The organism is uncultured Lamprocystis sp., assembly GCF_903933125.1.
Lineage (GTDB): Bacteria > Pseudomonadota > Gammaproteobacteria > Chromatiales > Chromatiaceae > Thiodictyon.
Genome location: NZ_CAIZIZ010000025.1, coordinates 1 through 21,669, shown reverse-complemented (window position 1 = coordinate 21,669; position 21,669 = coordinate 1). Strand labels below are relative to the sequence as shown.

The window sequence follows — 21,669 nt, the reverse complement described above, 5'->3', positions numbered from 1 at the left end:
GCCGGGTTGATGACCAAGGTCGACCGTATCCTACCGGCGTGCTGTGAAAGTGTTTGGCCAAGACGCCGCACACGGAACTCCTATTGACATCAGGAGATCACCGTCTAATATTACTCTCAGAAATATGGGGATGTTCCTAAAGTATTTCAACAGAAACGCTTGTCGCACGCAGATTCAACTGCCTGCTTTGGATTATGCCAGATCATTATCAAACGGGTAGTTATTCATTTTTCAATCGCTTTTATTTGATCATTCAATGTACAGAGGATTGCTTGAAGCAGGATGGGATGTCCAGAGTGAGATGTTGCGTGGGTTTTCTTGGGCTCGGAGAGTAACGTGAACGAAACCTGTGATTTCAGTAGACGCAAAGCATTCACCAGCCTGGCCGTCGGAGCTTCCGCGGTGATGGCCGGGGCCGTCTCCTCGGTGGCGATGGCAGACACAGCATCCAGGCTGCTCACCGTCGGTGACGGGGGTGAGTTTCCCACGATTCAGGACGCACTTGCGGTTGCTGCGGCTGGCGCGACCGCGACTTCTCCCTTTACGGTGTTTGTTCTTCCCGGAGTTTACGATTTACGTACCTTCGGCAGATCGATCACTCTTCCCCAGTGGGTCACTCTGGTCGGCACGCATCGCAAAGCGGTGGAAATCTGGTTGGCGGATGACGTGTTCTTGGGGTTCACGAGAAACGCCGCCATCTCAGAGATTACGTTCCGCTACCGCGGAAACAGAGCCGCACTGATCGGGAATCCAAGCGGTTACCAAGTTATCGAGAATTTTGAGCTATCCAGAGTCACTGTCTATGTCGAGGGCTCCGGGGCCGCAGTAGACCTGAATTATTGGGTTAACAATGCGTTTTTTTATGATCTTCATGTGATCACGGAAGGTATCGGCATCCGCGTGAGCAGGGGTGGCTTGATTTGGGCGTACAACAGCTATGTAGCGCTCGTCGGCACCAACACCGGCACCTATCATTGCGGCTATTATCTTCCTGCCAAGACGAGCAGATTGTGGGTATATGGTGGCTTTGTTGGAACCGGATATGGATACCCTAACGTGAGCGATCCCGATCAGGACGTGATCGGTATCTATTGTGGCCCGACCTGGAACGGTCGGGTTCATTTAGATGGGGTTTGGAGCATCTGCCGGAACGATAACGGGGGCAGCGGACACAGTGTCATCAACTGCGTGAGGAACGAGAGCTCGACTAATCTTGGAATAGTCAGAGCTTTCGGCTGCTACATGCAGGCGGAGTCGGGAGACGAACTCGTTACACCGGCCACCATCGTCAACACCGGCCCCGGGCGATTCGAGACCCATGGCAGTCGTATCCGGGAATTCGGCGGCACTCAAGCCTACGGCGGTTCGCAGACCGGTGTGTCAAGATACTCTAAGGCCGACGATGGGTCAATCCTGAAGCAGGAGAGCGGAGGCTTGATTTTGCTCGATGCGTCGGCAGGTCCATTCGTGCTGAGTATGGGTAGCGATTGGAGTTTGGAAGGTGAATTGTACATTTTCAAAAAAGTGGATGCTTCACCAAACACCATCACCATCCAGACGGGTGGGAAATGGACCATTGAGGGCCGAAGCAGAATACAGCTGACGCGCCAGTATCAGTCCGTTACACTGCGTATAGCAGCCAACACCTTCTGGGTGACCTGAGGAACCGGCAAGCGAGAAATGAATGAAAATATTGCGCGTAAGCCGGGCTGCACTTACGCATCCCAGCCGACGAACAGGACCTGAACAGAACCTGGTGTCACGCACCGAGATTATCCCGACCTCTGTCAGGGGCTCCAGGCCGCAGGATCGGAGGCTGCCAGGACCGCAGCGATATAGATTTCCGGCAGGCCGTGGCGCTCGGCCAGATCCGTGACCGTCTCCGCACTGGCGCGTAACTCGGCGAGCCAGCCGTCGAGTCCGCTGGTCAAGGGATGCCCGCCCCGTTCGCCGGCTTTGGTGGTGCCCGCCTGCAGGTCGTACTTTTGGGTGTAGCCGCGGGGGGTGACCATCAGTCCGTGGTGCACTTGGGTCTGGCTGTTGCCGATCAGGATGGTGGTCAACATGCCGATCTCACCCGCGCCCAGGTCCGCCAGGGTGGTGAGTTCGACGCGCTGCTGCGACCGGTAAGCCGCGTGCACCAGCGCGACCGGGGTCGTCGGGCGGCGATGACAGAGGAACAGCCGTTGAGCTTCGATGACCTGCCGGGCGCGCCGTCCGCTCTTGGGGTTGTAGATTGCGACCACGAAATCCGCCGCCGCCGCCGCATTCAGCCGGCGGGCAATCACCGGCCAGGGCGTCAGCAGGTCGGACAACGAGATGGCACAGAAATCATGGCTCAGCGGCGCCCCCGCCAGTGCGGCACAACTGGTGAGGGCGGTGGCGCCGGGGACGATCTCGACCGGGACGCCGGTGTCCGGGGTCCAGCCGGCCTGGAACAGAACTTCAAAGGTCAGACCGGCCATGCCGTAGACCCCGCTGTCACCGGATGAGATCAGCGCCACGGTGCGGCCCGCCTGGGCCAGTTCGACGGCCAGGACCGCCCGGTCCAGTTCCTGGGTCATTGTGCTTTTGACCACCTCCTGATCCGTCACCAGCTCGGCCACCAGACGCAGATAGGTGGCATGGCCGATGAGGGTATCGGCCTGCGCGATGGCGGCGCGGGCGCGGCCGGTCATGTGGTCGAGACCGCCGGGGCCGATGCCGACCAGGAAGAGCTTGCCGCGAACGGGACTGTCAGTCATCGGAGATCCTCGCGATGGACACCGTGGCATGTTTGCCCTGGGAGTCCAGCACCTTGTGTTTTTCGAGCAGCAGGAACCCGTCGCCGGGTCCCGCTGCCAGGAGGGCCGCCGCTTCGCTCACGGAGGGCGTGCCGGTGTGCCGACGCACCGTTTCCGACGGGTTGGGCACGGGGATGGCCGCGAGTTGGGCCGCGCTGTAGAACAGGATCTGCCAGCCGTGATCCGCGGCGAGTTCGGCCAGGCCCGCCTCGTCCGCTTTCAGCTCGATGCTCGCCACGGCCGCGACCTGCGCCGGAGCGGCGCCGATGGCGGCCAGGGCCTCGGCCACGGCGCGCTCCAGGGTGGCGGCGGACGTGCCCCGGTCGCAGCCCAGACCCAGGGCCAGGCGCGGCGCCGGAGCCGGACGCTGATCAGGTGCGCCCGGCTTCACTCCGCCCCCCGGACGGTAGCTGACCAGAGCACCCCGGAACCCGGCGAACGCGGACAGCGGCACCGGGCGCTCGCTGATCCAGAGCAGCGCCCGATAGCGGTCCAGGTCCAACCCCGCCAGCGATTGCGCGCAGTGCAGGTTGGCGGGCAAGGGGCCGGCGCGCCCGTTGGCATGGCCGGTCCACCAATCACGGCTTCCCGCCTCCTGCACCAGGGCGACCGGTTCCTCGTTGACCACCGCCGCACTCGCCCGCAGCAGCTCCTCTGGACTGGCGTCCAGGGTCCAGCCCAACTCGCGCCCCAGCAGGTCGACCGCCAGCGTCCGGGCGCAATCCGAGGCGGTGGTCAGGACCGGCGTCGCTCCCAGGGCGGCGGCGATGCGCCCCGCTAAGGCATTGGCCCCGCCCAGATGACCGCTGAGCACCGGAATGACAAAGCGTCCGGTTTCATCCAGCGCGACCACCGCGGGGTCCTGGTACTTGTCGCGCAGGTGCGGGGCGATCAGCCGGACCAGCACGCCGATCGAGAACAGGGCGACGATCGCGGTGCGCTCCGCGAACAGTGTCGGCAGCAGATCGCGGGTCGGGCCGCTGTAGCAGGTGCAGGCGCCGGGGGCCGCCGCCGTAGCCGCCGCGGCCAGTGCGTCCGGTGCATACAGATGAGCACCGGGCAGACGCTGCACCAGCGTTCCCGCCAGCCGGATCCCCGCCCGGGTGATGGCCAGGACCGCAACGGAGACGTGGCGTCCCGCCCCGTGTTCAGTCAGCGCAGCGTCGCTCGTTTCCGCCCCCGCGGAGATGCGCGGCGCCGCGTCCTCTATCACCGCCGATAGAGCCCGCGGGCTCCCACCACGTGTCGGCACGTCGCGAGCCCGTCCGGGATTGCGCACCAGCAGCAGCGAGAGATAGGCGACTGATGCGCCGCGCAGCGTCGCGACCGCCCGCACCACCCGTTCATCCGGGGCGCCGACCTTCTCGACGAAGCAGGCATGATCGATCAGTCCGCGCCGCTCCAGCAGGTCGAGCACTGGCTCGAGCAGCGGCTTAACCTTAAGCAACACCAGGGTGTCGAAGGTATCGATCAGCCGATCGATGACCGCGATACCGTAAGCGGCCGGCATGATGGCCAGGGTGTCGTCTTCCTCCACCAGCGGGGCGCCGACCCGCGCCGCCGCCGCATGATAGGACGACACGCCGGGAATCACCGCAACCTCGACCCCCTCCTCCAGCCGGCCAAATCCCGACTCGGGCGCCAGCCCGCGCACCGCCCGCGCCAGATAGCCGAAGGTCGAGTAGGTCGAGGCGTCACCCTCCACCAGGAACAACAGATCCCTCCCGGCGGCCAGCAGTTCGGCGCACTGCACCCCGGCGCGCGTCCAGGCCAGCGCCAGCGTCTGCGGATCGCTGGTCATTGGAAAGTGCAGCGCCAGCGCATCCAGCGGCACCGGCAGCCCGGCCCGGCGCACGATCGCCAGCGCATAGGAATCCGCGCCGGGGCCGGTGACCGGGTAAATCCAACGGGCGTTCGACTGCAAAGCGGTCCAGGCGCGGCGCGTGATGAGGTCCGGATCGCCGGGACCCAGCGAACAGCCGATCAGGCGGCCACGGCGCGGAAGTTCATTCATTGCTTTGTCGTTGTCGTTGTCGTTGTCGTTGTCGTAATCGCAATCGGATTTTTCGCAATCGGATGCCTTGATCGTCGTTCAAGCAGAAGGTTGGACAAGCGCTAGCGCAGTCCACCGAATCCCGCGCCACCACTGTGCCGCAAGGGCGGAAATTTCATCCACAGATGACACAGATGAACACAGATGTATTTCTTCATCTGTGTTCATCTGTGTCATCTGTGGATGAATCCGGATGATCTGTGGCCGGAACGACGATCCTGACCCGGAGAAGCGATGGAATTTTCGGTGCAAGAAAATTCGGGACACTACGATAACCTCGATTACGACAACGACAACGACGCGAAAAGCAATTCCTGATGGCCTTGGTTGACTGATTAACGAGCCTTTCCTTCTGATGCTGTGACGATCCACACCGGATTGAGCGCGACGAGCCGGTGCAAGCCGAGGATGGGCTGGCTGCGGGCGACACTGAGCTGGGTCAGGTCCCAGCTCAGACCGACCTGATCCAGCGCGGCCATCGCGGTGGTCAGGTTCTCCAGTGCGATGAAGTTCATCACCAGCCGCCCGCCCGGCCGCAGACGGTCGCGCAGGAGCCTGATGAGTTCGGCTAAAGCGCCGCCGGAACCGCCGATAAAGACGGCATCCGGATCCGGCCAGGCCGCGAGTCCGTCCGGCGCCCGACCCTCGAACAGACTGTAATTGCCGGCGCGCAGCCGCCGCGCGTTGGCGCGGGCGTCCGCCGCCTGGGCCGCGCTTTTCTCGATCGCCCAGCAATGGCCGTCATAGGCGATGCGGCTGGCTTCCAGCCCGACCGCGCCGGAGCCGGCGCCGATGTCCCAGACGACACTGTCCGGGCGCAGCGCCAGCCGCGCGAGCGTCACGGCGCGGACCTCCAGCTTGGTGATCAAGCCGGTCTGATCGCCGTCGCCGCCGCCCTGTCGGGCGTACCGGCGGTCATCCAGGCCGCAAACCGCATCGTCCGCCGTGGGGGGCTCGGAACGCTCGCAAATCAGCATATTGGGCTCCGGGAAACGCTGCCCGGCGGCCTGCGCGAGCGTCAGATCCGGGAACAGCACCTCGTCCGGTCGCGCGAGCCGGGCGGCGACCGACAGCCGGATCTCATCGCCATAGCCCAGGGTCAGCAGCGCGCGGGCGATCCGGTCCGGCCCGTTCGCCGGGCTGGTGAAGACCGCCACCACCGGGTGCCGGGCGACCGCCCGCAGCACCCGGTAGAGGCCATGCGCCGGGGTGTCGCCCAGCGACCAGTCACCGGATGCCGCGCCGTGGCAGGAGCTGATCCGGGCATCCTGCCAGGGACGCTTGAAACGGGCGAAGGCGAGTTGCACCGTCGAGGCGGCCGGCAGGATCTGGATCGCCGCCGACCCCAGGGCAGCCGTCAGCCGGCCGGCGATGCCGTGACACAGGGGGTCGCCGGTGGCGAGCACCACCACCGGCAGCCCGTGCGCCTGGGCCTCGGACACCCAGGCCGGAACCTGGGCCAGAGCACCGTCCATCGCCAGTTGTCGGACTCCGGGGGCCAGATGGGGAGCGACCAGATTCAGGGTGCGGGTGGCGCCGATCACGCAGCCCGCTTGCGCCAGTCGGATGCGGGCGGTGTCCGTCAGGCCGGGCCAGCCGTCGTCCAGAATGCCGATCAAGGTGCAGGATTCAGTCATCTTCCGCCACGGTGGCAATGGGTTGGCCGTCAAAGTCGCAGGCGAGCACGCTCAGCCGATGGGGGCCGGGGTACAGGCGCCGCAGGCTCGCCATCGCCCGGCGGGCGAGCGCCTGATGCAGGGCCGCGGCCAGGCCGATCGCCGCCAGACGCTCGGCGGCAAAACGGGCGGTCGCGGCCGTGCGGATCTGCGCCACCAGGTCGGGCGGGGCCCCGACCTCGGCGGCGACCTCGGCGATCAGGTCGCGGTCCAGCGAGGCGCGCCAGGCGTGTGTCACCGGCAGACCCTGGGCGATCTTGGTCAGCTTGCCCACCATGGCGCCGACGATCACCTGCTGCATCCGGTGCCGCACCGCGGCGGTGAAGGCGGCCTTCACGAAGTCGCCCATCTGCACGAAACAGACCTCCGCCACGTCAGGAAAAGCGCCCATCGCGGCCTGCTCGGTGCGCCCGCCGGTGGTAAAGACCAGCGTGGTCTCACCCTGTGCGGCGGCCACCCGGACCGCCTGCACCAGGCTTGCGCGGAACGCGGCGGTCGAATAGGGCCGCACGATCCCGGTGGTGCCCAGGATGGAGATGCCGCCCAGAATACCCAGACGGGCGTTCAGGGTCTTGAGGGCCATGGCCGCGCCGCCCGGCACCGAGAGGGTCACCTCCAGCCCGTCACCCAGCGCCAGCAGCGGTTCACCGGCCGCCCGGACGTTCTCGGTGATATTGCGCCGCGGCACCGGGTTGATCGCGGCCGCTCCGACCGCCAGCCCCAGGCCCGGCCGGGTCACGACGCCGACGCCCGCACCGCCATGGAGCAGAATCTCCGCCCCACCGCCCGCGATCCGGCGCACATCGGCGGTGAGATGCGCGCCATTGGTGGCGTCCGGATCATCCCCCGCGTCTTTGATCGAGACCGCATGGGCCAGGTCGCCATCCACCCGGCCGTCGCAGATCGTGAAGACCGCCCGCCGGCCGTTGGGCAACAGGCAATCCACCCTCTGCGGCACCCGGCCCAGCACCAGTCCCAAGGTGGCGGCAGTGGCCGCTGCTGCCGCGTTGGCACCGGTGGTGAACCCGGTCCGATCACCACGGCGACGTCGCGGCTCACCTTTGCGGGGCCCGGGTGGGGTCGCATGACCGGCGCTCAAGGGGGCGACGCAGCCGGATGCGGCCCCGACGCGGCGCCGCCGTCAGCCTCGGCCAGCGCCAGCAGGGAATGAATGGCGGCGACGACCAGGGTCGAGCCGCCCTTACGCCCCTGCACCGTGATCCAGGGCACCAGGCTGACCGCCGCCAGCAGTGCCTTGGACTCGGCCGCCGCCACGAAACCCACCGGCATGCCGATCACCAGGGCCGGACGCGCGCCCTCCTCCTCGATCAGCCGCAGGAGTTCGATCAAGGCCGTCGGGGCATTGCCGATACCGATGATGGCGCCGTCCAGCAACCCCAGCCGCTGCGCCTTGCGCATCGCCTGCACCGCGCGGGTGGTCCCCTGGATCTGCGCCGCGTCGATCACGTCCGCATCGGCGATGAACTGATGTGGCCGCACGCCGAACCGCTGGAGTCGAGTCGGCGCAAGTCCGGCGAGGATCATGCCCACATCCGCGACCAACGGCGCTCCGCTCTGCCGCAACGCTCCTAACCCGGCGCTGACCGCCCGCGGATGAAAAACCGTCAGCCCGTTCATCTCGAAATCCGCGCCGGCATGGATCATCCGCCGCACGATCGCCCACTGGTCAGGCTCATAGGCATGAGGAGCAGCCTCCGCATCGATGATGGCGAAGGAGGCGTGCTCGATGGTGCGGCCGGCGGGGGTGTTTTGCTCGGTGAGGGGGTAGCTACAGATCATTTTCTTTAATTATGAAGTATGAATTATGAATTATGAAAGAAGAAGGGCGAGGCATGGGGCCTTGGATATACTGCGATATTCTTGCTGTTCGTCGTGAAGGTTGTCCAGGCGGTCCGCGGGGACAATTCCGGATTCGCTGAGCAGTTCCAGCCAATAGGCGGTTTCATCAAGCTCTTTGAGACAGTCGCCGAGCTTGGACACGAACTCCGCGCGGGAACGGGCACGCCAAGCCTCACGGTAGTTTGCGCCAACAGATGTTCCGGACCGCAGCACCTGTTTACCAATCACCTGCGCATCCACCCGCCGCGGCAACGCCGTGTAAAGCCGAATCACCCGCAAGGCAAACGCTTTAGTCCGCCCCCGCAAATCCCCCGCCCCACCACCCCCATCATTCATACATCCCCTTCATAATTCATAATTCATACTTCATACTTCATACTTCATACTTCATACTTTCCCCTCCGCCGCCTCGCGGTATTTGCACCCGTCACACTCCAGGGTCCCCGCGGGGAGCTCAAGGCCAAGCACCCGGGCATCCAGCAGACTGAAGATACCCTCATCGAACCCGAAGTGCTCCCCCAGGGCAAAGGCGATGCCCGGATACAGGGTGCGCAGGCGCTCAAGCTGGGCGGCGATCCGCTCGGTCAGACGACCGGCGAACAGGTATACCGGCACGATCGCGATCTGGGTCATCCCCAGACGCACCTGGCGCTGGACGACGCTTTCCAGCCGCGGCCAGGTGATGCCGGTAAAGGCCAGGTCAACCAGATCGTGATCGTTGCCTTCGAAGACCCAGCGCGCCATCTTGGCCAGTTCGCCGTTGGCGCCCGCGTCCGACGAGCCCCGCCCCAGGAGAATGACACCGGTGGTGCGGGGGTCGGGCATGGCCAGGTCCGCCATCAGTCCATCGAGCCGGCCCTGGAGCACCGCCAGGATGTCGCGCCCCATCCCGAGGTGGCGCCCGTACGCGAAGGTCACGTCGGGATGCCGCTCACGCGCGGCCGCGATGGCCGCCGGAATCTCCATCTTGACGTGCCCGGCCGCGTTGAGAATAAAGGGCACCACCAACACCCGGCGGGCACCGCGGACGGCCTGATCCACCCCGGCGTCCAGCAGCACCGCGTCATATTCAATGAAGCAGGTGACGATGCGCCAGTCCGGATGGCGCGCCCGCCACTGATCGGCGAACTGCAAGGTCTCCGCGTTGCCGCCGTGGAAACGGGACCCGTGGCCGACCAGCAAGACGGTGGTGTCGTTCATATTGAAATCGATCGATTAAAACGAAAGTCGCACAGGGTCTTTAGTCGCACAGGGTCTTTATCATCATTCCGACCAGCGCCGTATCTTCAGGAGTCTAAGGCTTCAGCCAAAAGCACGGATCGCCGCTCCGGCCAAAGCGATTGCCCGGAATTATCCACAGATGACACAGATGAACACAGATGCATTTCTTCATCTGTGTTCATCTGTGTCATCTGTGGATCAAAGTTTCGTCCCAGTGCCCCGGCAAAAACCGATGACCAAGGCCCGCCTGCGAATTCACTTGCATTCATTTGCGGACGATAGCCCTGCTCCGGTACCGCCCGCCAACCCCGGTTCCGCGGCGCGCCGGAAACGGTGACCGAAGCTCGGGTCATAGAGCTTGGATGGTGTCAGTTCCGCCCAGTCGCGGGCGCCCAGCGTCGGGCTTGCGATGATCATCGCCTGGGCGTCGACACCGGCCGCGCGACAGCGCTGATCGATGTCGTCCAGCCGGCCGCGGACGATCTGCTCGGCGTCCGGCCAACTCGCCTTCTGTACCACCAGAATCGGCGCCTCCGCCGGCCAGCCGGCGGCGCGCAGCGCCCGTTGCACCTGCGGCAGCAGGGTCGCGGACAGATAGATGCACAGGGTGGCGCGGTGCGCGGCCAGCGACTCCAGATCTTCCCCGGCCGGCATCGGGGTCCGGCCGGCCACCCGCGTGAGGATCACCGTCTGAGTAACCTCGGGCAGCGTCAGGCTCTCCCCGGCCGCTGCCGCCGAGGCCATCGCCGAGGTCACCCCCGGCACCACCTGCCAGGGAATGCCGGCCGCATCCAGCGGACGCGCCATCTCGGTCAATGCACCGTAGAGCCCCGGATCGCCGGTCTGCAGGCGCACCACGGTGTCACAGCGGCCGGCGGCCTCGATCAGCCAGGCGCTGATCTCCTCCAGGGTCATCGCCTTGGAGTCTTCCAGCCGGCACCCGGCGGGTGCAAAGCGGGTCGCCGCCGCATCGACCAATGAGCCGGCATAGAGAATGGCCCCGGCCTGCTCCACCAGGCGCCGGCCCTTGACCGTGATCAGGTCCGGATCTCCCGGTCCGGCGCCGACGAACCATATGCGGCCCATGTCGGCGCGACCTCAGGCGCGCGCGGGCAGATCGACGACGACCATATGCATAGCGATTGACCTCGTAGCGTGCGGACAACACGAGGTGCAAGTCAGGGGATGGTCGATGCCCGCCCGCCTGTCCCCGCCCGGGAACACTCGGGGGGACACCGGCGACGGTCGTCGCGGCTAACAGGGCCAATTCCGCACCGCAGGGCGGTCGGGATGGCCCGATCGGCTCAAGCCCCACCCCGGGGCTCACACCAGTTCACGCGTCGGGCCGGTCTTCTGGCTCGCCGTCATCCGGGGTTCCGCCGCCTTCCCACGCGTCGGCGCAGTGGCATGTGGCGGTCCCGTCAGGCTCACAGCAGCGGGGGCTGCGCCGGAATCGATCGGGCGCCGAAAGCGCACGACCTCACCGGACTTCCCGTTTCACCCCTTGATGCGGTCGCACCGCGGGGCACCCAAAGCGACGCCGCAGGATAAGCCCGCGACCGGGGGTGAGGCAAGCCGCCGGGTGCGATCACTCACCAGGGCTCTTCCGGCTGCTCCGTCGGCGCGGCCGGAAAGCGCACGTCCTCATAGACCGCATCGAAGGCGCACTCGAAGCCCAGCGTGTGAAGACAGAGCGGGCCGTTCGCGGGGACGGATTGCAGCATCCAGCCCTCCGGATGGCGGCGGAACACCTCGATCGCCGGGGCGCGCGAGTCGATCAGCACATACTCTTCGAGCGTCGGCAGTTGCCGGTAAGACGCGAACTTGCCACCCCGGTCATAGGCCTCGCTGGAGTCGGACAGGACCTCGATGACGACCCGCGCACGCTCCTTGACGAGCGGCCGAGCGCCGTCCGTCGGGTCGCAGGTGACGAAGACATCGGGGTAGAAAAAGGCGCGCGCCGCCTCGACCCGGAGCTTCATGTCCGCCATGTAGACGCGGCAGGGTCCGCCGCGGACATGGGCGCGCAGCATCGCGAAAACATTGCCCGCGATGGTGACGTGCTGCTCGGTCGCCCCGGCCATCGCGAAGACCTCGCCATCGACGTATTCGTGTTTGACCTGAGCAAGGGTCTCGCCGGCCAGGTAGTCATCGACGCTGATGAACGGAACCTCGGCAAGATTGGACATCGCGGCACTCCGCTAGGGTGGAACCAGAACCCGATTACAGCATTCCGCGGACCCAGATGCCAGGGTGCCCATCACGCGGATCAGCGCTCCGCCCCCGTGGGAGCGGCCTCCGGCCGCGATGGGGCCTCGCGGGATCCCCTTGAGCATCCCGGTTCGCAGCGGCAGCGCATCGCGGCCGGAGGCCTTGATCAAGATTCCGGCCACTTGGGCTCGCCAGGTGCGTAGTCAGGCCATCCTGGCCTGACACCCTCAGGGCTGGAAGCCCTGACTACGCATGCCGCTGGCCGGGATTACGATCAAAGCCCGGCCGGAGGCCGCTCCCACGGGGCACCGTCTGACTTGCACAGCAAGACAGCCAATCGCCTATTTCCGCGGCTTTGCCTTCTTGCCGCCACCGCCCTTTCTGAGCGAGGGGAGGCGAAATCCGGGGCGTTTGATCCGGCAGATGAGCTTGGCGGTGCTCAGGGTCTGCGGATGCTTGGTGCCGATGAGTTGCCGGAAGAGATCATAGGCCGCCTGGGCCTGCGTATAGGCCTCGTTCGTCTTGCCGAGCTTCAACAGATAACCCGCCGTGTTGTGCAGACACTTGGCCGTGGCCGGGTGTCGCAGGCCGAACAGTTCGTGCTGGATGGCAAGCCCCTGCTGGGCGAGATCCAGCGCGCGCTGCTGATCGCCGAGTGCGTCGGCATAGGTGGCCAAGGTGTTGAGGCTCATGGCCGTGTCGGGGTGCCGGTCGCCATGGAGTCCGCGGCGGATGGCGAGCGACTGCTCGGTCAGCTCCAACGCGCGCAAGGCGTCGTCGAGGTTGGCGGCGTAGTTGGCCACGTTGCCGAGCGACCTGGCGGTATCCGGATGGCATAGATGCGCAGCCAGGTGAGTCGGGGGGCGGCAAGCGTTGGCGCACAGCGCACCGCGTGGTCATGCCATTCACGCAGATGGTCCAGTTCGGCCTCGAAGCGCGACACCTGTTGCGGGTCACCGAGCAGGGTGCTGAACCAGGCGATCACCCGCGTGCACTGTTGCGCCGCCCAGTCGGGGCGATCGGCGATGGGGGCCTGCGCGCGGCGGGCCGCCCCGATCTGCTGGTGCAGGGCATACCGGGTGGTTTCCGGTACCGGCCGGATGATGCGCAGCGCGGTGCCGAGATCCAGCGCGGCGGAGAGTTCGGCACCGTCCTCGGTGTCGACCAGGGCGGCGAGCAGCTCGCGACCCATGGGAGCAGGACCACTCCAGGCAAGTACGTCCAGGACGGCCGCCAGGAGCGGCTGCCCGGCGGTGGCCTCAGCGTCGCTACGCAGAATCGACTCCAGAACGGCCCCGTGCCGGTCCGGTGAGAGGTGCCCGCCGTCCGGCTGGATCCGCTGGTGAGATCGGTCGGGTTCGTGCTGTGGTCTGCCGTCATCATTGAATCGTCACTGTCATCTTATAGGAGGCATTCCCGCGCGTACCGCCCACGTCGATGAGATACTTGCCCGAGGCCGGCAGGATTCCGCTCCAACCCGCGGCGTCCTCGCCCTCCCCCGCCCCGGCGAGCGTCTCCCCCGCGATGATGGAGACACCGTCCTCTTGGGTGACGCTGTATCCCGGCGCATAGATCGTCAGGGCCGCGTTCTTTTCCTTTGAGGTGAGCGCGACCGTCATGGTCTGGTCCTGTTTCGCCACGATGGTATAGCGATCCGTATCGCCCCGCACCACAATCCCCGAGATGGTGGCCGAGGTCTTTCCCTTCTGAAAGTGAATCGCCTTGTTGACGCCTTCCGCGTGCAGGCAACCGCTGCCAAGCAGCAGTAAGGTGAGGGTGGAAACGAGGATCCGCTTCATCGCTGGCTCCGGGCATGGGCGAACGCCCAGGTTCGCTATCGCTGTCGAACGTGATAACCGGATGTAGGGGCGGGTTTCAAACCCGCCCTACACAAGGGTCTGTCTGGGTATCAGGTACGAAGGCTATACAACAGGCGTCCGCTGAGGGGGTGATCGACCGCGCTGGTGGTCCAGCGCACCGGGTGTTGCGCCCCGTACTGTAAGCGCAACCCTACACATAATGCGCCAAGATCCCAGCTAAGTCGACCCTGACCTGGAGCCTCCGGGGCGCCTGGATGCGGTCAACGACTTCGGCGAGACTGGAGGAAGTCGACCCTGACGAGGCTGGAGCCTCCGGGGCGCCAGCGGATACACTACAAGCATTCACGGGCTGGGACCGCGCCGCGGCGGGAACCAGCCGCGTTCGTCACCGCCCTAGTTGCCGATTTTCCGACATCCATGCAGATCCTGCACGCTTTCTGGTTACCCGAGGTCACCGACGCCTTCGTCCAGGCCGGGGCCTTCATGCTTTGGTCGGAAACCCTGGAGCGCAGCACCGCACGGCGCAGTGACGGCGTTTCCGTTCATCCGTTTCACCTGACCCGCGCGGACTGGCCGACCTTTATCGAGGCTCTGGGTGCGCAGGCCATCGTGTCGCCGCTCGACGACGCGTTGGTGAGCTGCACGCTCCAGCTACCGGGCACTGCGGATTCGCCCCTGCCGTCGCCGCCGTTGGCACGGTACTGGTCGGACGACAGCGTCGACGCACCGGCGACCTTGCAGCGCTGGCAGGTGGACTGTCTGCGGCTGGACCGCCCCATCAAGCAACTGAGCGACATCCATTTTCTGGCTTTCCATCGGGGCGGGGAGATACAGCCCGGCGGCGACTTCCTGTTCTGGTACTGGTTCACCCAGGAGCTCAAACGTCTCCTGGTGCGTGACCAGTATCTGCCCGCGCTGGTGGTCCGCCAACCGGCCCGGCCCAAAGGCAAGCGCACGGTCCCGCCGCTCGAGATCGCCGGCGCCTGGGACTGGGCGTCCGAGCACTATGAGCGCTTCATCAGCGACGCCTGCACGCGGATGCCCGCGGCCTGCGCCGCCGGGCTGGATGGCTGGCCGGATGCGGATAGCCTGTTGCGCCACTGCGCCGAGGTGCTGCTCGATCAGATACTGCGGCAAACACCATGGCCGGCCGTGTTCGCGAAAAAGGTGGATCTGACCTTCCTGGCCGCCTGCCTCGCGCCCACGCGGTCGACAAAGTCCGGCATCAGCCTGGACACCTACCAGCAATGGCGGCAGTGGCGTTCGCGCATCCAGGGCGCCGAACGCGACGCCGCCTTCACCCTGGGGTTTCAACTCGTGGAGCCGGCTGCCGACGTGCCGGACGACTGGACCCTGCACTTCGTCGCCGTCCCCAAGGATGACCCGTCGCAGCGTCTGGCGCTGGCCGACTATTGGTCCCAGTCCGCGACGCACCGCAAATCCTGGCACCGCCAGTTGGGAAAGGATTTCGAAACGCACCTGCTGCTCAACCTGGGACTGGCCGCCCGCATGGTTCCCAAGCTCTGGGACGGTCTCGACACCGCGGAGCCCCGCGGGCTGGCGCTGACCCTGGACGACGCCTTTGCCTTCCTGAAGGAATGGGCCTGGGTGCTGGAGGACGCCGGATTCAAGGTCGTGGTGCCGGCCTGGTGGACGCCGCAGGGACGACGGCGGGTCAAGATCCGGCTGCGCTCATCCGCCGCCCGCACCGGACCCGGCGCACCGGCGAGCAAGAGCGGGCTCAACCTCGAAAACCTGGTGCAGTACCGCTACCAGCTTGCCATCGGCGATCAGGTGGTGACCGAGGAGGAATGGCAGCGACTGGTCGAGTCGAAGGCCCCGCTGGTGCAGTTCCGCGGACAATGGGTCGAGCTCGACCGCGACAAGATGCAGGAGATGCTCGCCTTCTGGCGCCGCCACGGCCACGAAACCCCGGAAATGAGTGTCCAGGATCTCCTCCAGCGGACCCTCACCGACGACAGCTTCGAGGTCGACCGCGACGATGCTCTGGCCGCGATGCTGGAGCGCCTGCGCACGGGCAGTCGGCTGGAGTCGATCGCGGATTTGCCCCAACTGAATGCACAACTGCGCGACTACCAGAAACGCGGTGTGGCCTGGCTCGGGTTCCTGGAGCAACTGGGTCTGGGCGGCTGTCTGGCCGACGACATGGGACTCGGCAAGACGATCCAGGCCATCGCCCGCCTGGTGCAGGAGCGCGCGGACGGGACCCCGGTCGCCCCCACCCTGCTGGTGGCGCCCACATCCGTCATCGGCAACTGGCAGAAAGAGGTGCAACGGTTCGCCCCCCAGTTGCCGGTGCTGATCCATCACGGCCCGACGCGGATGCAGGACGCCGGCACCTTCGCCGAGCACGCCGCGCGTCAGGCCCTGGTCATCACCTCCTATGCCCTGATGCGCCGCGACCAGCACTTGTTCGGAAACCGCGACTGGCACCGGGTCATCCTTGATGAGGCGCAGAACATCAAGAACCCGGCCGCGGCGCAGACCAAGGCGATCCTGAAGCTACGCGCCCGGCACCGGCTCGCCCTGACCGGCACCCCGGTCGAGAACCGCCTGACCGACTTGTGGTCGATCTTCAATTTTTTGAATCCCGGCTATCTGGACACCCAGGCGCGGTTCCGCAAACGCTTTGAAATCCCCGTGCAGCGCGATCACGACCCGGTGCAGTCCACCACCCTCAAACGCCTGGTGGAGCCCTTCATCCTGCGCCGGCTGAAAAGCGACAAAGCCATCATCCGCGACCTGCCGGACAAGCTGGAGGCCATCCAGTACTGCAATCTCAGCAAGGAACAGGCGGCTCTCTACGAAACCGTGGTCCGCGATGTGGAAAGCGAACTGGAGGCCAAGGACGGCATCGCCCGCCAGGGTCTGATGCTCTCCACCCTGATGAAACTCAAGCAGATTTGCAACCACCCGGCACAGTTTCTCCACGACGGCAGCGCCTTCACCCCGGAGCGCTCCCACAAACTGCAGCGCCTGCAGGAAATGCTCGAAGAGGCCATGGCGGCGGGCGACAGCGTCCTGATCTTCTCGCAGTTCACCGAGATCGGCGCCGAACTGGAGCGCCTGCTCAAACAGGATCTGCACTACCCGACCTACTATCTGCACGGCGGCACCGCACGCAGCCGGCGCGAGACCATGATCACGGCCTTTCAGGACCCCGAGTCCGAGCCCGCGATCTTCGTCCTGTCGCTGAAAGCCGGCGGCGTGGGCATCACCCTGACCAGAGCCAACCACGTGTTTCACTTCGACCGCTGGTGGAACCCGGCGGTCGAGGATCAGGCGAGCGACCGGGCCTACCGCATCGGCCAGGACAAGACCGTCTTCGTCCACAAGTTCGTCACCCTGGGCACCCTGGAGGAGCGGATTAGCGACATGATCAATGAGAAGAAAGCACTGGCCGGCGCCATCGTCGGCAACGACGAGTCCTGGCTCACGCAACTCGACAACGAGCGTTTCAAGGCACTGATCCGCCTGAACCGCGACGCGGTGGTGGACTGACCATGGCAACCCTCGGCAAGACCTGGTGGGGCCAGCGCTTCATCGCGGCGCTGGAGGGTTTCACCGACAGCGGGCGCCTGCAGCGGGGCCGCGCCTACAGCGGCGACAACCGCATCCTCGCCTTTGCCATCGCCGACGGACGGGTGAGCGCCACGGTGCGGGGCAACGTCAACCCCTACTTCGGGGTCTACAAAGAACCCCACTACCAGACCCGCATCCAGATGGTCCAAATCCCCGCCAAGGACTGGGACAAGGCCATCACCCGCCTGGGCAGCAGCGCGGCGCTGATCGCCCGGCTCCTCATGAACGAGATGCCCGACACCATCGACGCGGCCTTCGCCGACGTGAAGCTGCACCTGCTGCCGCGCAGCCGCAAGGATTTCGCCCTGACCGATTGCTCCTGCCCCGACGGCGCCAATCCGTGCAAGCACATCGCGGGTGTCTACTATCGCCTGGCGGGACAACTGGACCGGGACCCCTTCCTGCTGTTCGAACTGCGGGGCCTGTCCCGCGCGCGGCTCAATCAAGCCCTGAGTGCCACCCCCCTGGGCAAGGCCCTGGCGGCCCTGACCGGCGACGAGGCGCCGCCGATCACCGCCGCGGAGTCTTTCTTCACCCGCCCCCGGACCGGCCCCGCGCCGCTGGATTATCACGCCTTCTGGACCGGCGAGCACCGTCTGCCCGGAGATATCGAGCCGGCCGTCCCGGCCGCCGTGCCCGCCATCCTGGTGCGCAAAGCCGGCGATTTTCCCGCTTTCTGGGAGCGCGACAGTTCATTCGTGGCGGTGATGGAGGAGCTTTATCAGCGGGTGCGAGAGAAGAATCGGGACTTGTTGTAGGCGGCTGCACATCCGTTTACCTGTGCGGGAGAGAAATCGGGACTTGTTGTAGGCAGGGCGGTCGGCAGAATGGGCCGGACGGGGCATTGGCCCCGTCCGAAACGTTTTCTCCGAACCTGCCGGTTCCAATCAACGGTCGGCCACGGATCAAACGTTCGGGACGGGGCGAATGCCCCGTCCCGCCGCGGCGCGCCGCGACCTCGCTTTCACTGCGCCCCAGATGTCCCTGGGGACAGCAACGACGATCGAGGGCGCCCAACCGATCAAGCCTCAGGGGTCCGCCGTGCGGACCGGTCGGCACCGGCGGGGCGTCGCGACGCATGAGCACCCCAGCGCCAACACCGGTCCGCGTAGCGGAACCTACGCGCTGAGCACCGAAATGACGGAACCGCTAGCGCGTTCCGCCCCCCGCCGACAAGCGGGGACCAAGGAGCAGTCGCGGCGCACCACCTTGACCCCCGCCATGATATAGTCAGATGGTCAACTCGTCATGGAGGCACTTATGCAAACACTTAGTGTGGCGGCGGCGAAGGCGCGTTTGTCTGCAGTGTTGGCCCAGGTTGAAGCGGGCGAAGAGGTCATCATTACACGGCGCAGTGTTGCAATCGCCCGCATTGTGGCCGAACCCGCTGCCCGGCTTCCGCAATTCGACCTGGCCGAACTGTTCGCATTCGTCGACGGGCAACCCATGCATATCGGCGCCGATGCCGGTCAACTTGTCGGCGACATGCGGGCCAACGCGCGTTTCTGATGCGTCGCTATCTCGATACCTCATTATTGGTGGCCGCCCTGATTCGGGAGGCCGGCACCCCGGCCGCCAAGACCTATCTGTCCGCATGCGGCGATGAACCCTTGCTCATTTCGCGGTGGGTCATCACGGAATTCTCATACGCGCTGGCCATCAAGGTGCGTACCGGCATTATTAGGACGGGCGAACAGGGCGCCGCACTGAAGTTGAACAGGCGGGCGGTCGCGGACATCGGCAACTCCTGCCGATGGGCCCTGGATCGTCGCCCACCAGCGGGCGATACTTACCCACGGCACGTGCCACGCACGGTCCTGGGTACGACACTGGAGAAGACTGTGGCGGTCGCGACCAGTGCCGTACCTGTCTCAACGGCACTGATTCTGTAGACCATGGCGCGGTCCTTGTCATCTCCCGCACCAACGACACCCGCCAGCGCGCGTTGCCTTGGGGCGAGCGCACGTCCGCCGTCGGTACCAGGCGCGTGGACCGCGCCAGCGCCGCAGCCACGCCGGTCGCGGGGTCATACGCCCGACCTTTTCCCCTGGCTCCCAACCCCCCTTCGCCCCCCAACGACCGACCGGTCTTCACCACCCCCGTTGGCGATGGCCCGCGCTATCCGCCAACTATCCGCAGGTTTCGGCAGCCATCGACACCCAACATTTCAGCGCCTTATGTTGGAGCAGGTCGACGGGTAAACTGCCCGCCGACTCGACCCAGCAGCTTGCGTCTCCTGATTTGGGAGCTAAAATGACCCCATGCGCGTCATCGCGAAAAGCACGCTGAGGAAGTTTTGGGATCTGGCCCCCCATGCCGATGCGCGCGGGCCGCTGGAAAGTTGGCACGACGAGGCGACTCACGCGGTGTGGGCTTCCCCCCAGGACATTAAAAATCAATACCGTAATGCGAGCATTTGCGGCAATAGTCGAGTGGTGTTCAATATTGCCGGCAACAAATACCGGTTGGTGGTTGAAATGCAATACCGCGCCGGGATCGCCTGGGTAAAGTTTGTGGGAACCCATGCCCAATACGACCGTGTCGATGCGGAGACCGTAAATGACTATTAAGCCGATACGCAATGACGAAGACCTGCACGCCGCGTTCGCGCGGCTGGAGTCCATTTTCCAAGCATCTGAAGGGACGCCCGAGGCAGACGAGATGGAAGTGCTCGTAACGTTGGTCGAGGCTTACGAGAATCGACACTACCCCATCGGCCCTGCCGACCCGGTGGAGGCCATCAAATTCCGCATGGATCAGCAAGGTCTGGCGGCGAAAGACCTGGAGCCTTTCATTGGATCGAGCGGACGCGTCTCGGAGGTGCTGAACCGCAAGCGCTCGCTCAGCCTGCGCATGGTGCAACGTCTGCACCATGGCCTCAAGATCCCATACGACAGCCTCCTGTCCAATGCGTCTGGTCGGGGTGGATAACACGGCGCCCGAAGCGACCATCTTACCGACAGTAAGCAGGGATTGTGGGCCCAGCCCTTTAAAGTTACCATTACGTGTCCGGCTCCACGCCCGCAAGCAACTTGGCAGTTGAGACATGTGGGTGACCTTTGTATTTCGTGCGTGGGGTGGGCGGTTTCTTCGGACCGCGTGGGGTCTTCCGGAGTTTGTGCAAATCCACGTACCGCGCCAAGATGAGCAAATAGCCGGCAAACTGTTCCGGGGTTGCGTGTGCAAGCGGCTCCCATTCGTGTTCCGGTACCGCAATCGTCAGACCGGTCATCGTGGTCGCGATTTCATTGGCAAGATAGAACTGCGACACGGTCTGATCGACCTCCTGGGTGGGATGGGCCACGCGTAACGCGGCCATCACCACGGCATAGAGATTGAACGCCACCAACGCCAAACTGAATGCGAACAGTGCGGCTGGCGGATAGCCCAAGGTGGTGATTTCGGAATTGAAGTGTTTCTCAAGTTTTTGAAAGACCGTTTCGATCCCCCAGCGCAGCCGATACGCGTCCGCGATCGTCACGGCGTCCGCGACCGCCGCCGGCAAGTTGGTCAACAGCACGAGCCGCGTCTCGCCATCGCGGGTCGGCGTCTTCAGCTTGACGGTGATGCGGCGCAGCGACCAGGTTTGGCCGCTCGGGGAGGTTAATTGAACGGCTTGGTCATACACATCGCCGCTCACGGATTTCCCAACAAATTTAAACTTTTCCAATGGCTTGATGCTGAGGTTGCCATGCTGGCGAATGATGAAGAAGGCGTGCCTGCGGTGGATCTCGAACAGAAAGTTGGAGACGCAAAAATGGCGATCGGCAATCCAGACATCGTTGGCGTCGACCGTGTCGAGCACCGCGTCCAGTAACGCGCGCTCTTGGGTATGCCCATCCTCGCAGAGCACGGTCGCAATGGCCAGGTCCAGTTGTGGATCAAAGACCACTAACGATTTTCCGGGCAAGGGGCCAGCGGCCGTCTCGCGCAACACTTGCAAACGATGTTCGCTGGCGGCCAGGCAGTTGCCATCCAGGTACTTCAGTCGATAGCCGGGCAGCAACGACGGCCGCGCCCCGTTCATGGCGTGGATCAACTCGCGTGCCTGCCGTGCAACGTCCGCCACCAGCGCTTCGGAGGTGGTCAGTTCGACCCCGCGCAGTTTCCCATAAACGGCCGCGATAGAGGCCCCGATGTTGACGTTGCGGTACGCTGCGTGAACGCTCGCTTGCGTCTTGCACACGACTTGCAGCATCAGCCCAACGAGCGACGAGAACAAAATGTTGCGTGTGTACTGGGTCTGGCGTGTGGTTTCGAACCATCGGTCCAGTTTCTCGGGGTTCAGCACCTGCTCTAGCAGGGCGCGCACCATGACGGTGGCGGGGCTCTTCTCGGCAAACTTCTGAAGGATCTCACCAAACATAGTCGGTCTAGCACGCGTACGATGTTAAAGATCTCCTTATATTACAGTATTTTGCTAGCACCTTTAAAGGGCTGGT

Annotated in this window: 20 protein-coding genes and 1 riboswitch; of the genes, 7 read left to right on the top strand and 13 right to left on the bottom strand. The window is 65.0% G+C overall.

Going from position 1 to position 21,669, the window contains the following annotated elements; translation table 11 throughout:
* Positions 1 to 336: 336 nt before the first annotated feature.
* Entirely contained in the window at positions 337 to 1,662 is a 1,326-nt protein-coding gene (locus tag QZY03_RS01050; protein ID WP_295577325.1) for a hypothetical protein, read from the top strand.
* A gap of 125 nt (positions 1,663 to 1,787) precedes the next feature.
* Here QZY03_RS01050 and cobJ read toward each other — a convergent pair whose 3' ends face one another.
* The 12 genes from cobJ to QZY03_RS00990 all read right to left on the bottom strand — a co-directional run bounded on the left by cobJ (position 1,788) and on the right by QZY03_RS00990 (position 13,603).
* Positions 1,788 to 2,744, bottom strand: a complete 957-nt coding sequence (cobJ, locus tag QZY03_RS01045) for a precorrin-3B C(17)-methyltransferase (RefSeq protein ID WP_295577323.1) — start codon at positions 2,742 to 2,744, stop codon at positions 1,788 to 1,790.
* A complete protein-coding gene (gene cobI, locus QZY03_RS01040) occupies positions 2,737 to 4,797 on the bottom strand; it encodes a precorrin-2 C(20)-methyltransferase (protein WP_295577321.1) in 2,061 nt (686 codons plus the stop codon). Before cobI ends, cobJ begins: the two co-directional genes overlap by 8 nt.
* A gap of 374 nt (positions 4,798 to 5,171) precedes the next feature.
* Positions 5,172 to 6,473 (bottom strand): precorrin-6y C5,15-methyltransferase (decarboxylating) subunit CbiE, encoded by a 1,302-nt coding sequence (cbiE, locus tag QZY03_RS01035; protein WP_295577319.1) that lies wholly within the window; start codon positions 6,471 to 6,473, stop codon positions 5,172 to 5,174.
* On the bottom strand, positions 6,466 to 7,611 hold the full coding sequence (locus tag QZY03_RS01030) for a cobalt-precorrin-5B (C(1))-methyltransferase (protein WP_295577317.1): 1,146 nt from the start codon (positions 7,609 to 7,611) through the stop codon (positions 6,466 to 6,468). The genes cbiE and QZY03_RS01030 overlap by 8 nt, the downstream gene beginning before the upstream one ends.
* On the bottom strand, positions 7,608 to 8,312 hold the full coding sequence (locus QZY03_RS01025; protein WP_295577315.1) for a precorrin-8X methylmutase: 705 nt from the start codon (positions 8,310 to 8,312) through the stop codon (positions 7,608 to 7,610). Before QZY03_RS01025 ends, QZY03_RS01030 begins: the two co-directional genes overlap by 4 nt.
* A 30-nt stretch (positions 8,313 to 8,342) precedes the next feature.
* Positions 8,343 to 8,708 carry a four helix bundle protein gene (locus tag QZY03_RS01020; protein ID WP_295577312.1) on the bottom strand — a complete coding sequence of 122 codons (366 nt, stop codon included), beginning with the start codon at positions 8,706 to 8,708 and terminating at the stop codon, positions 8,343 to 8,345.
* A gap of 51 nt (positions 8,709 to 8,759) precedes the next feature.
* Complete coding sequence (locus QZY03_RS01015) at positions 8,760 to 9,572, bottom strand: sirohydrochlorin chelatase (RefSeq protein ID WP_295577309.1); 813 nt, start codon at positions 9,570 to 9,572, stop codon at positions 8,760 to 8,762.
* A 276-nt stretch (positions 9,573 to 9,848) separates the two neighbouring features.
* Positions 9,849 to 10,679 carry a precorrin-4 C(11)-methyltransferase gene (gene cobM, locus QZY03_RS01010; RefSeq protein WP_295577307.1) on the bottom strand — a complete coding sequence of 277 codons (831 nt, stop codon included), beginning with the start codon at positions 10,677 to 10,679 and terminating at the stop codon, positions 9,849 to 9,851.
* 239 nt (positions 10,680 to 10,918) lie between these two features.
* A riboswitch (cobalamin riboswitch) is annotated at positions 10,919 to 11,141 on the bottom strand.
* A gap of 44 nt (positions 11,142 to 11,185) precedes the next feature.
* Positions 11,186 to 11,782 (bottom strand): Uma2 family endonuclease, encoded by a 597-nt coding sequence (locus QZY03_RS01005; RefSeq protein ID WP_295577306.1) that lies wholly within the window; start codon positions 11,780 to 11,782, stop codon positions 11,186 to 11,188.
* Between the two features lie 363 nt (positions 11,783 to 12,145).
* Positions 12,146 to 12,607: a tetratricopeptide repeat protein gene (locus tag QZY03_RS01000; protein WP_295577303.1), complete on the bottom strand. Its 462-nt coding sequence runs from the start codon at positions 12,605 to 12,607 to the stop codon at positions 12,146 to 12,148.
* Positions 12,556 to 12,996 (bottom strand): hypothetical protein, encoded by a 441-nt coding sequence (locus QZY03_RS00995; RefSeq protein ID WP_295577300.1) that lies wholly within the window; start codon positions 12,994 to 12,996, stop codon positions 12,556 to 12,558. The genes QZY03_RS01000 and QZY03_RS00995 overlap by 52 nt, the downstream gene beginning before the upstream one ends.
* A 187-nt stretch (positions 12,997 to 13,183) precedes the next feature.
* Complete coding sequence (locus QZY03_RS00990; protein ID WP_295577298.1) at positions 13,184 to 13,603, bottom strand: hypothetical protein; 420 nt, start codon at positions 13,601 to 13,603, stop codon at positions 13,184 to 13,186.
* A 438-nt stretch (positions 13,604 to 14,041) separates the two neighbouring features.
* Between QZY03_RS00990 and QZY03_RS00985 the strand changes: the two genes are divergently transcribed.
* From QZY03_RS00985 to QZY03_RS00960, 6 genes are all read left to right on the top strand, one after another.
* Complete coding sequence (locus QZY03_RS00985) at positions 14,042 to 17,146, top strand: DEAD/DEAH box helicase (RefSeq protein ID WP_295577296.1); 3,105 nt, start codon at positions 14,042 to 14,044, stop codon at positions 17,144 to 17,146.
* A 2-nt stretch (positions 17,147 to 17,148) separates the two neighbouring features.
* Positions 17,149 to 17,985, top strand: a complete 837-nt coding sequence (locus QZY03_RS00980; RefSeq protein WP_295577294.1) for an SWIM zinc finger family protein — start codon at positions 17,149 to 17,151, stop codon at positions 17,983 to 17,985.
* Between the two features lie 490 nt (positions 17,986 to 18,475).
* Positions 18,476 to 18,736, top strand: a complete 261-nt coding sequence (locus QZY03_RS00975; RefSeq protein ID WP_295577292.1) for a type II toxin-antitoxin system Phd/YefM family antitoxin — start codon at positions 18,476 to 18,478, stop codon at positions 18,734 to 18,736.
* On the top strand, positions 18,736 to 19,119 hold the full coding sequence (locus QZY03_RS00970; protein WP_295577290.1) for a type II toxin-antitoxin system VapC family toxin: 384 nt from the start codon (positions 18,736 to 18,738) through the stop codon (positions 19,117 to 19,119). Before QZY03_RS00975 ends, QZY03_RS00970 begins: the two co-directional genes overlap by 1 nt.
* Before the next feature lie 369 nt (positions 19,120 to 19,488).
* On the top strand, positions 19,489 to 19,797 hold the full coding sequence (locus QZY03_RS00965; RefSeq protein WP_295577287.1) for a type II toxin-antitoxin system HigB family toxin: 309 nt from the start codon (positions 19,489 to 19,491) through the stop codon (positions 19,795 to 19,797).
* Positions 19,787 to 20,158 carry a transcriptional regulator gene (locus QZY03_RS00960; protein WP_295577285.1) on the top strand — a complete coding sequence of 124 codons (372 nt, stop codon included), beginning with the start codon at positions 19,787 to 19,789 and terminating at the stop codon, positions 20,156 to 20,158. Before QZY03_RS00965 ends, QZY03_RS00960 begins: the two co-directional genes overlap by 11 nt.
* Positions 20,159 to 20,228: 70 nt before the next feature.
* Here QZY03_RS00960 and QZY03_RS00955 read toward each other — a convergent pair whose 3' ends face one another.
* Positions 20,229 to 21,593, bottom strand: a complete 1,365-nt coding sequence (locus QZY03_RS00955) for an IS4 family transposase (protein WP_295577282.1) — start codon at positions 21,591 to 21,593, stop codon at positions 20,229 to 20,231.
* Positions 21,594 to 21,669 lie beyond the last annotated feature (76 nt).

Bases quoted from the DNA above. Each gene is read 5' to 3' on its own strand.
- QZY03_RS00970 (WP_295577290.1), top strand. From the start codon at position 18,736: ATGCGTCGCTATCTCGATACCTCATTATTGGTGGCCGCCCTGATTCGG.
- QZY03_RS00985 (WP_295577296.1), top strand. From the start codon at position 14,042: ATGCAGATCCTGCACGCTTTCTGGTTACCCGAGGTCACCGACGCCTTC.
- QZY03_RS00990 (WP_295577298.1), bottom strand. From the start codon at position 13,603: ATGAAGCGGATCCTCGTTTCCACCCTCACCTTACTGCTGCTTGGCAGC.
- cobM (WP_295577307.1), bottom strand. From the start codon at position 10,679: ATGGGCCGCATATGGTTCGTCGGCGCCGGACCGGGAGATCCGGACCTG.
- QZY03_RS01015 (WP_295577309.1), bottom strand. From the start codon at position 9,572: ATGAACGACACCACCGTCTTGCTGGTCGGCCACGGGTCCCGTTTCCAC.
- QZY03_RS00975 (WP_295577292.1), top strand. From the start codon at position 18,476: ATGGAGGCACTTATGCAAACACTTAGTGTGGCGGCGGCGAAGGCGCGT.
- QZY03_RS00980 (WP_295577294.1), top strand. From the start codon at position 17,149: ATGGCAACCCTCGGCAAGACCTGGTGGGGCCAGCGCTTCATCGCGGCG.
- QZY03_RS01025 (WP_295577315.1), bottom strand. From the start codon at position 8,312: ATGATCTGTAGCTACCCCCTCACCGAGCAAAACACCCCCGCCGGCCGC.
- QZY03_RS00995 (WP_295577300.1), bottom strand. From the start codon at position 12,996: ATGGGTCGCGAGCTGCTCGCCGCCCTGGTCGACACCGAGGACGGTGCC.
- QZY03_RS00965 (WP_295577287.1), top strand. From the start codon at position 19,489: ATGCGCGTCATCGCGAAAAGCACGCTGAGGAAGTTTTGGGATCTGGCC.
- QZY03_RS01020 (WP_295577312.1), bottom strand. From the start codon at position 8,708: ATGAATGATGGGGGTGGTGGGGCGGGGGATTTGCGGGGGCGGACTAAA.
- cobJ (WP_295577323.1), bottom strand. From the start codon at position 2,744: ATGACTGACAGTCCCGTTCGCGGCAAGCTCTTCCTGGTCGGCATCGGC.
- cbiE (WP_295577319.1), bottom strand. From the start codon at position 6,473: ATGACTGAATCCTGCACCTTGATCGGCATTCTGGACGACGGCTGGCCC.
- QZY03_RS00955 (WP_295577282.1), bottom strand. From the start codon at position 21,593: ATGTTTGGTGAGATCCTTCAGAAGTTTGCCGAGAAGAGCCCCGCCACC.
- cobI (WP_295577321.1), bottom strand. From the start codon at position 4,797: ATGAATGAACTTCCGCGCCGTGGCCGCCTGATCGGCTGTTCGCTGGGT.
- QZY03_RS01005 (WP_295577306.1), bottom strand. From the start codon at position 11,782: ATGTCCAATCTTGCCGAGGTTCCGTTCATCAGCGTCGATGACTACCTG.
- QZY03_RS00960 (WP_295577285.1), top strand. From the start codon at position 19,787: ATGACTATTAAGCCGATACGCAATGACGAAGACCTGCACGCCGCGTTC.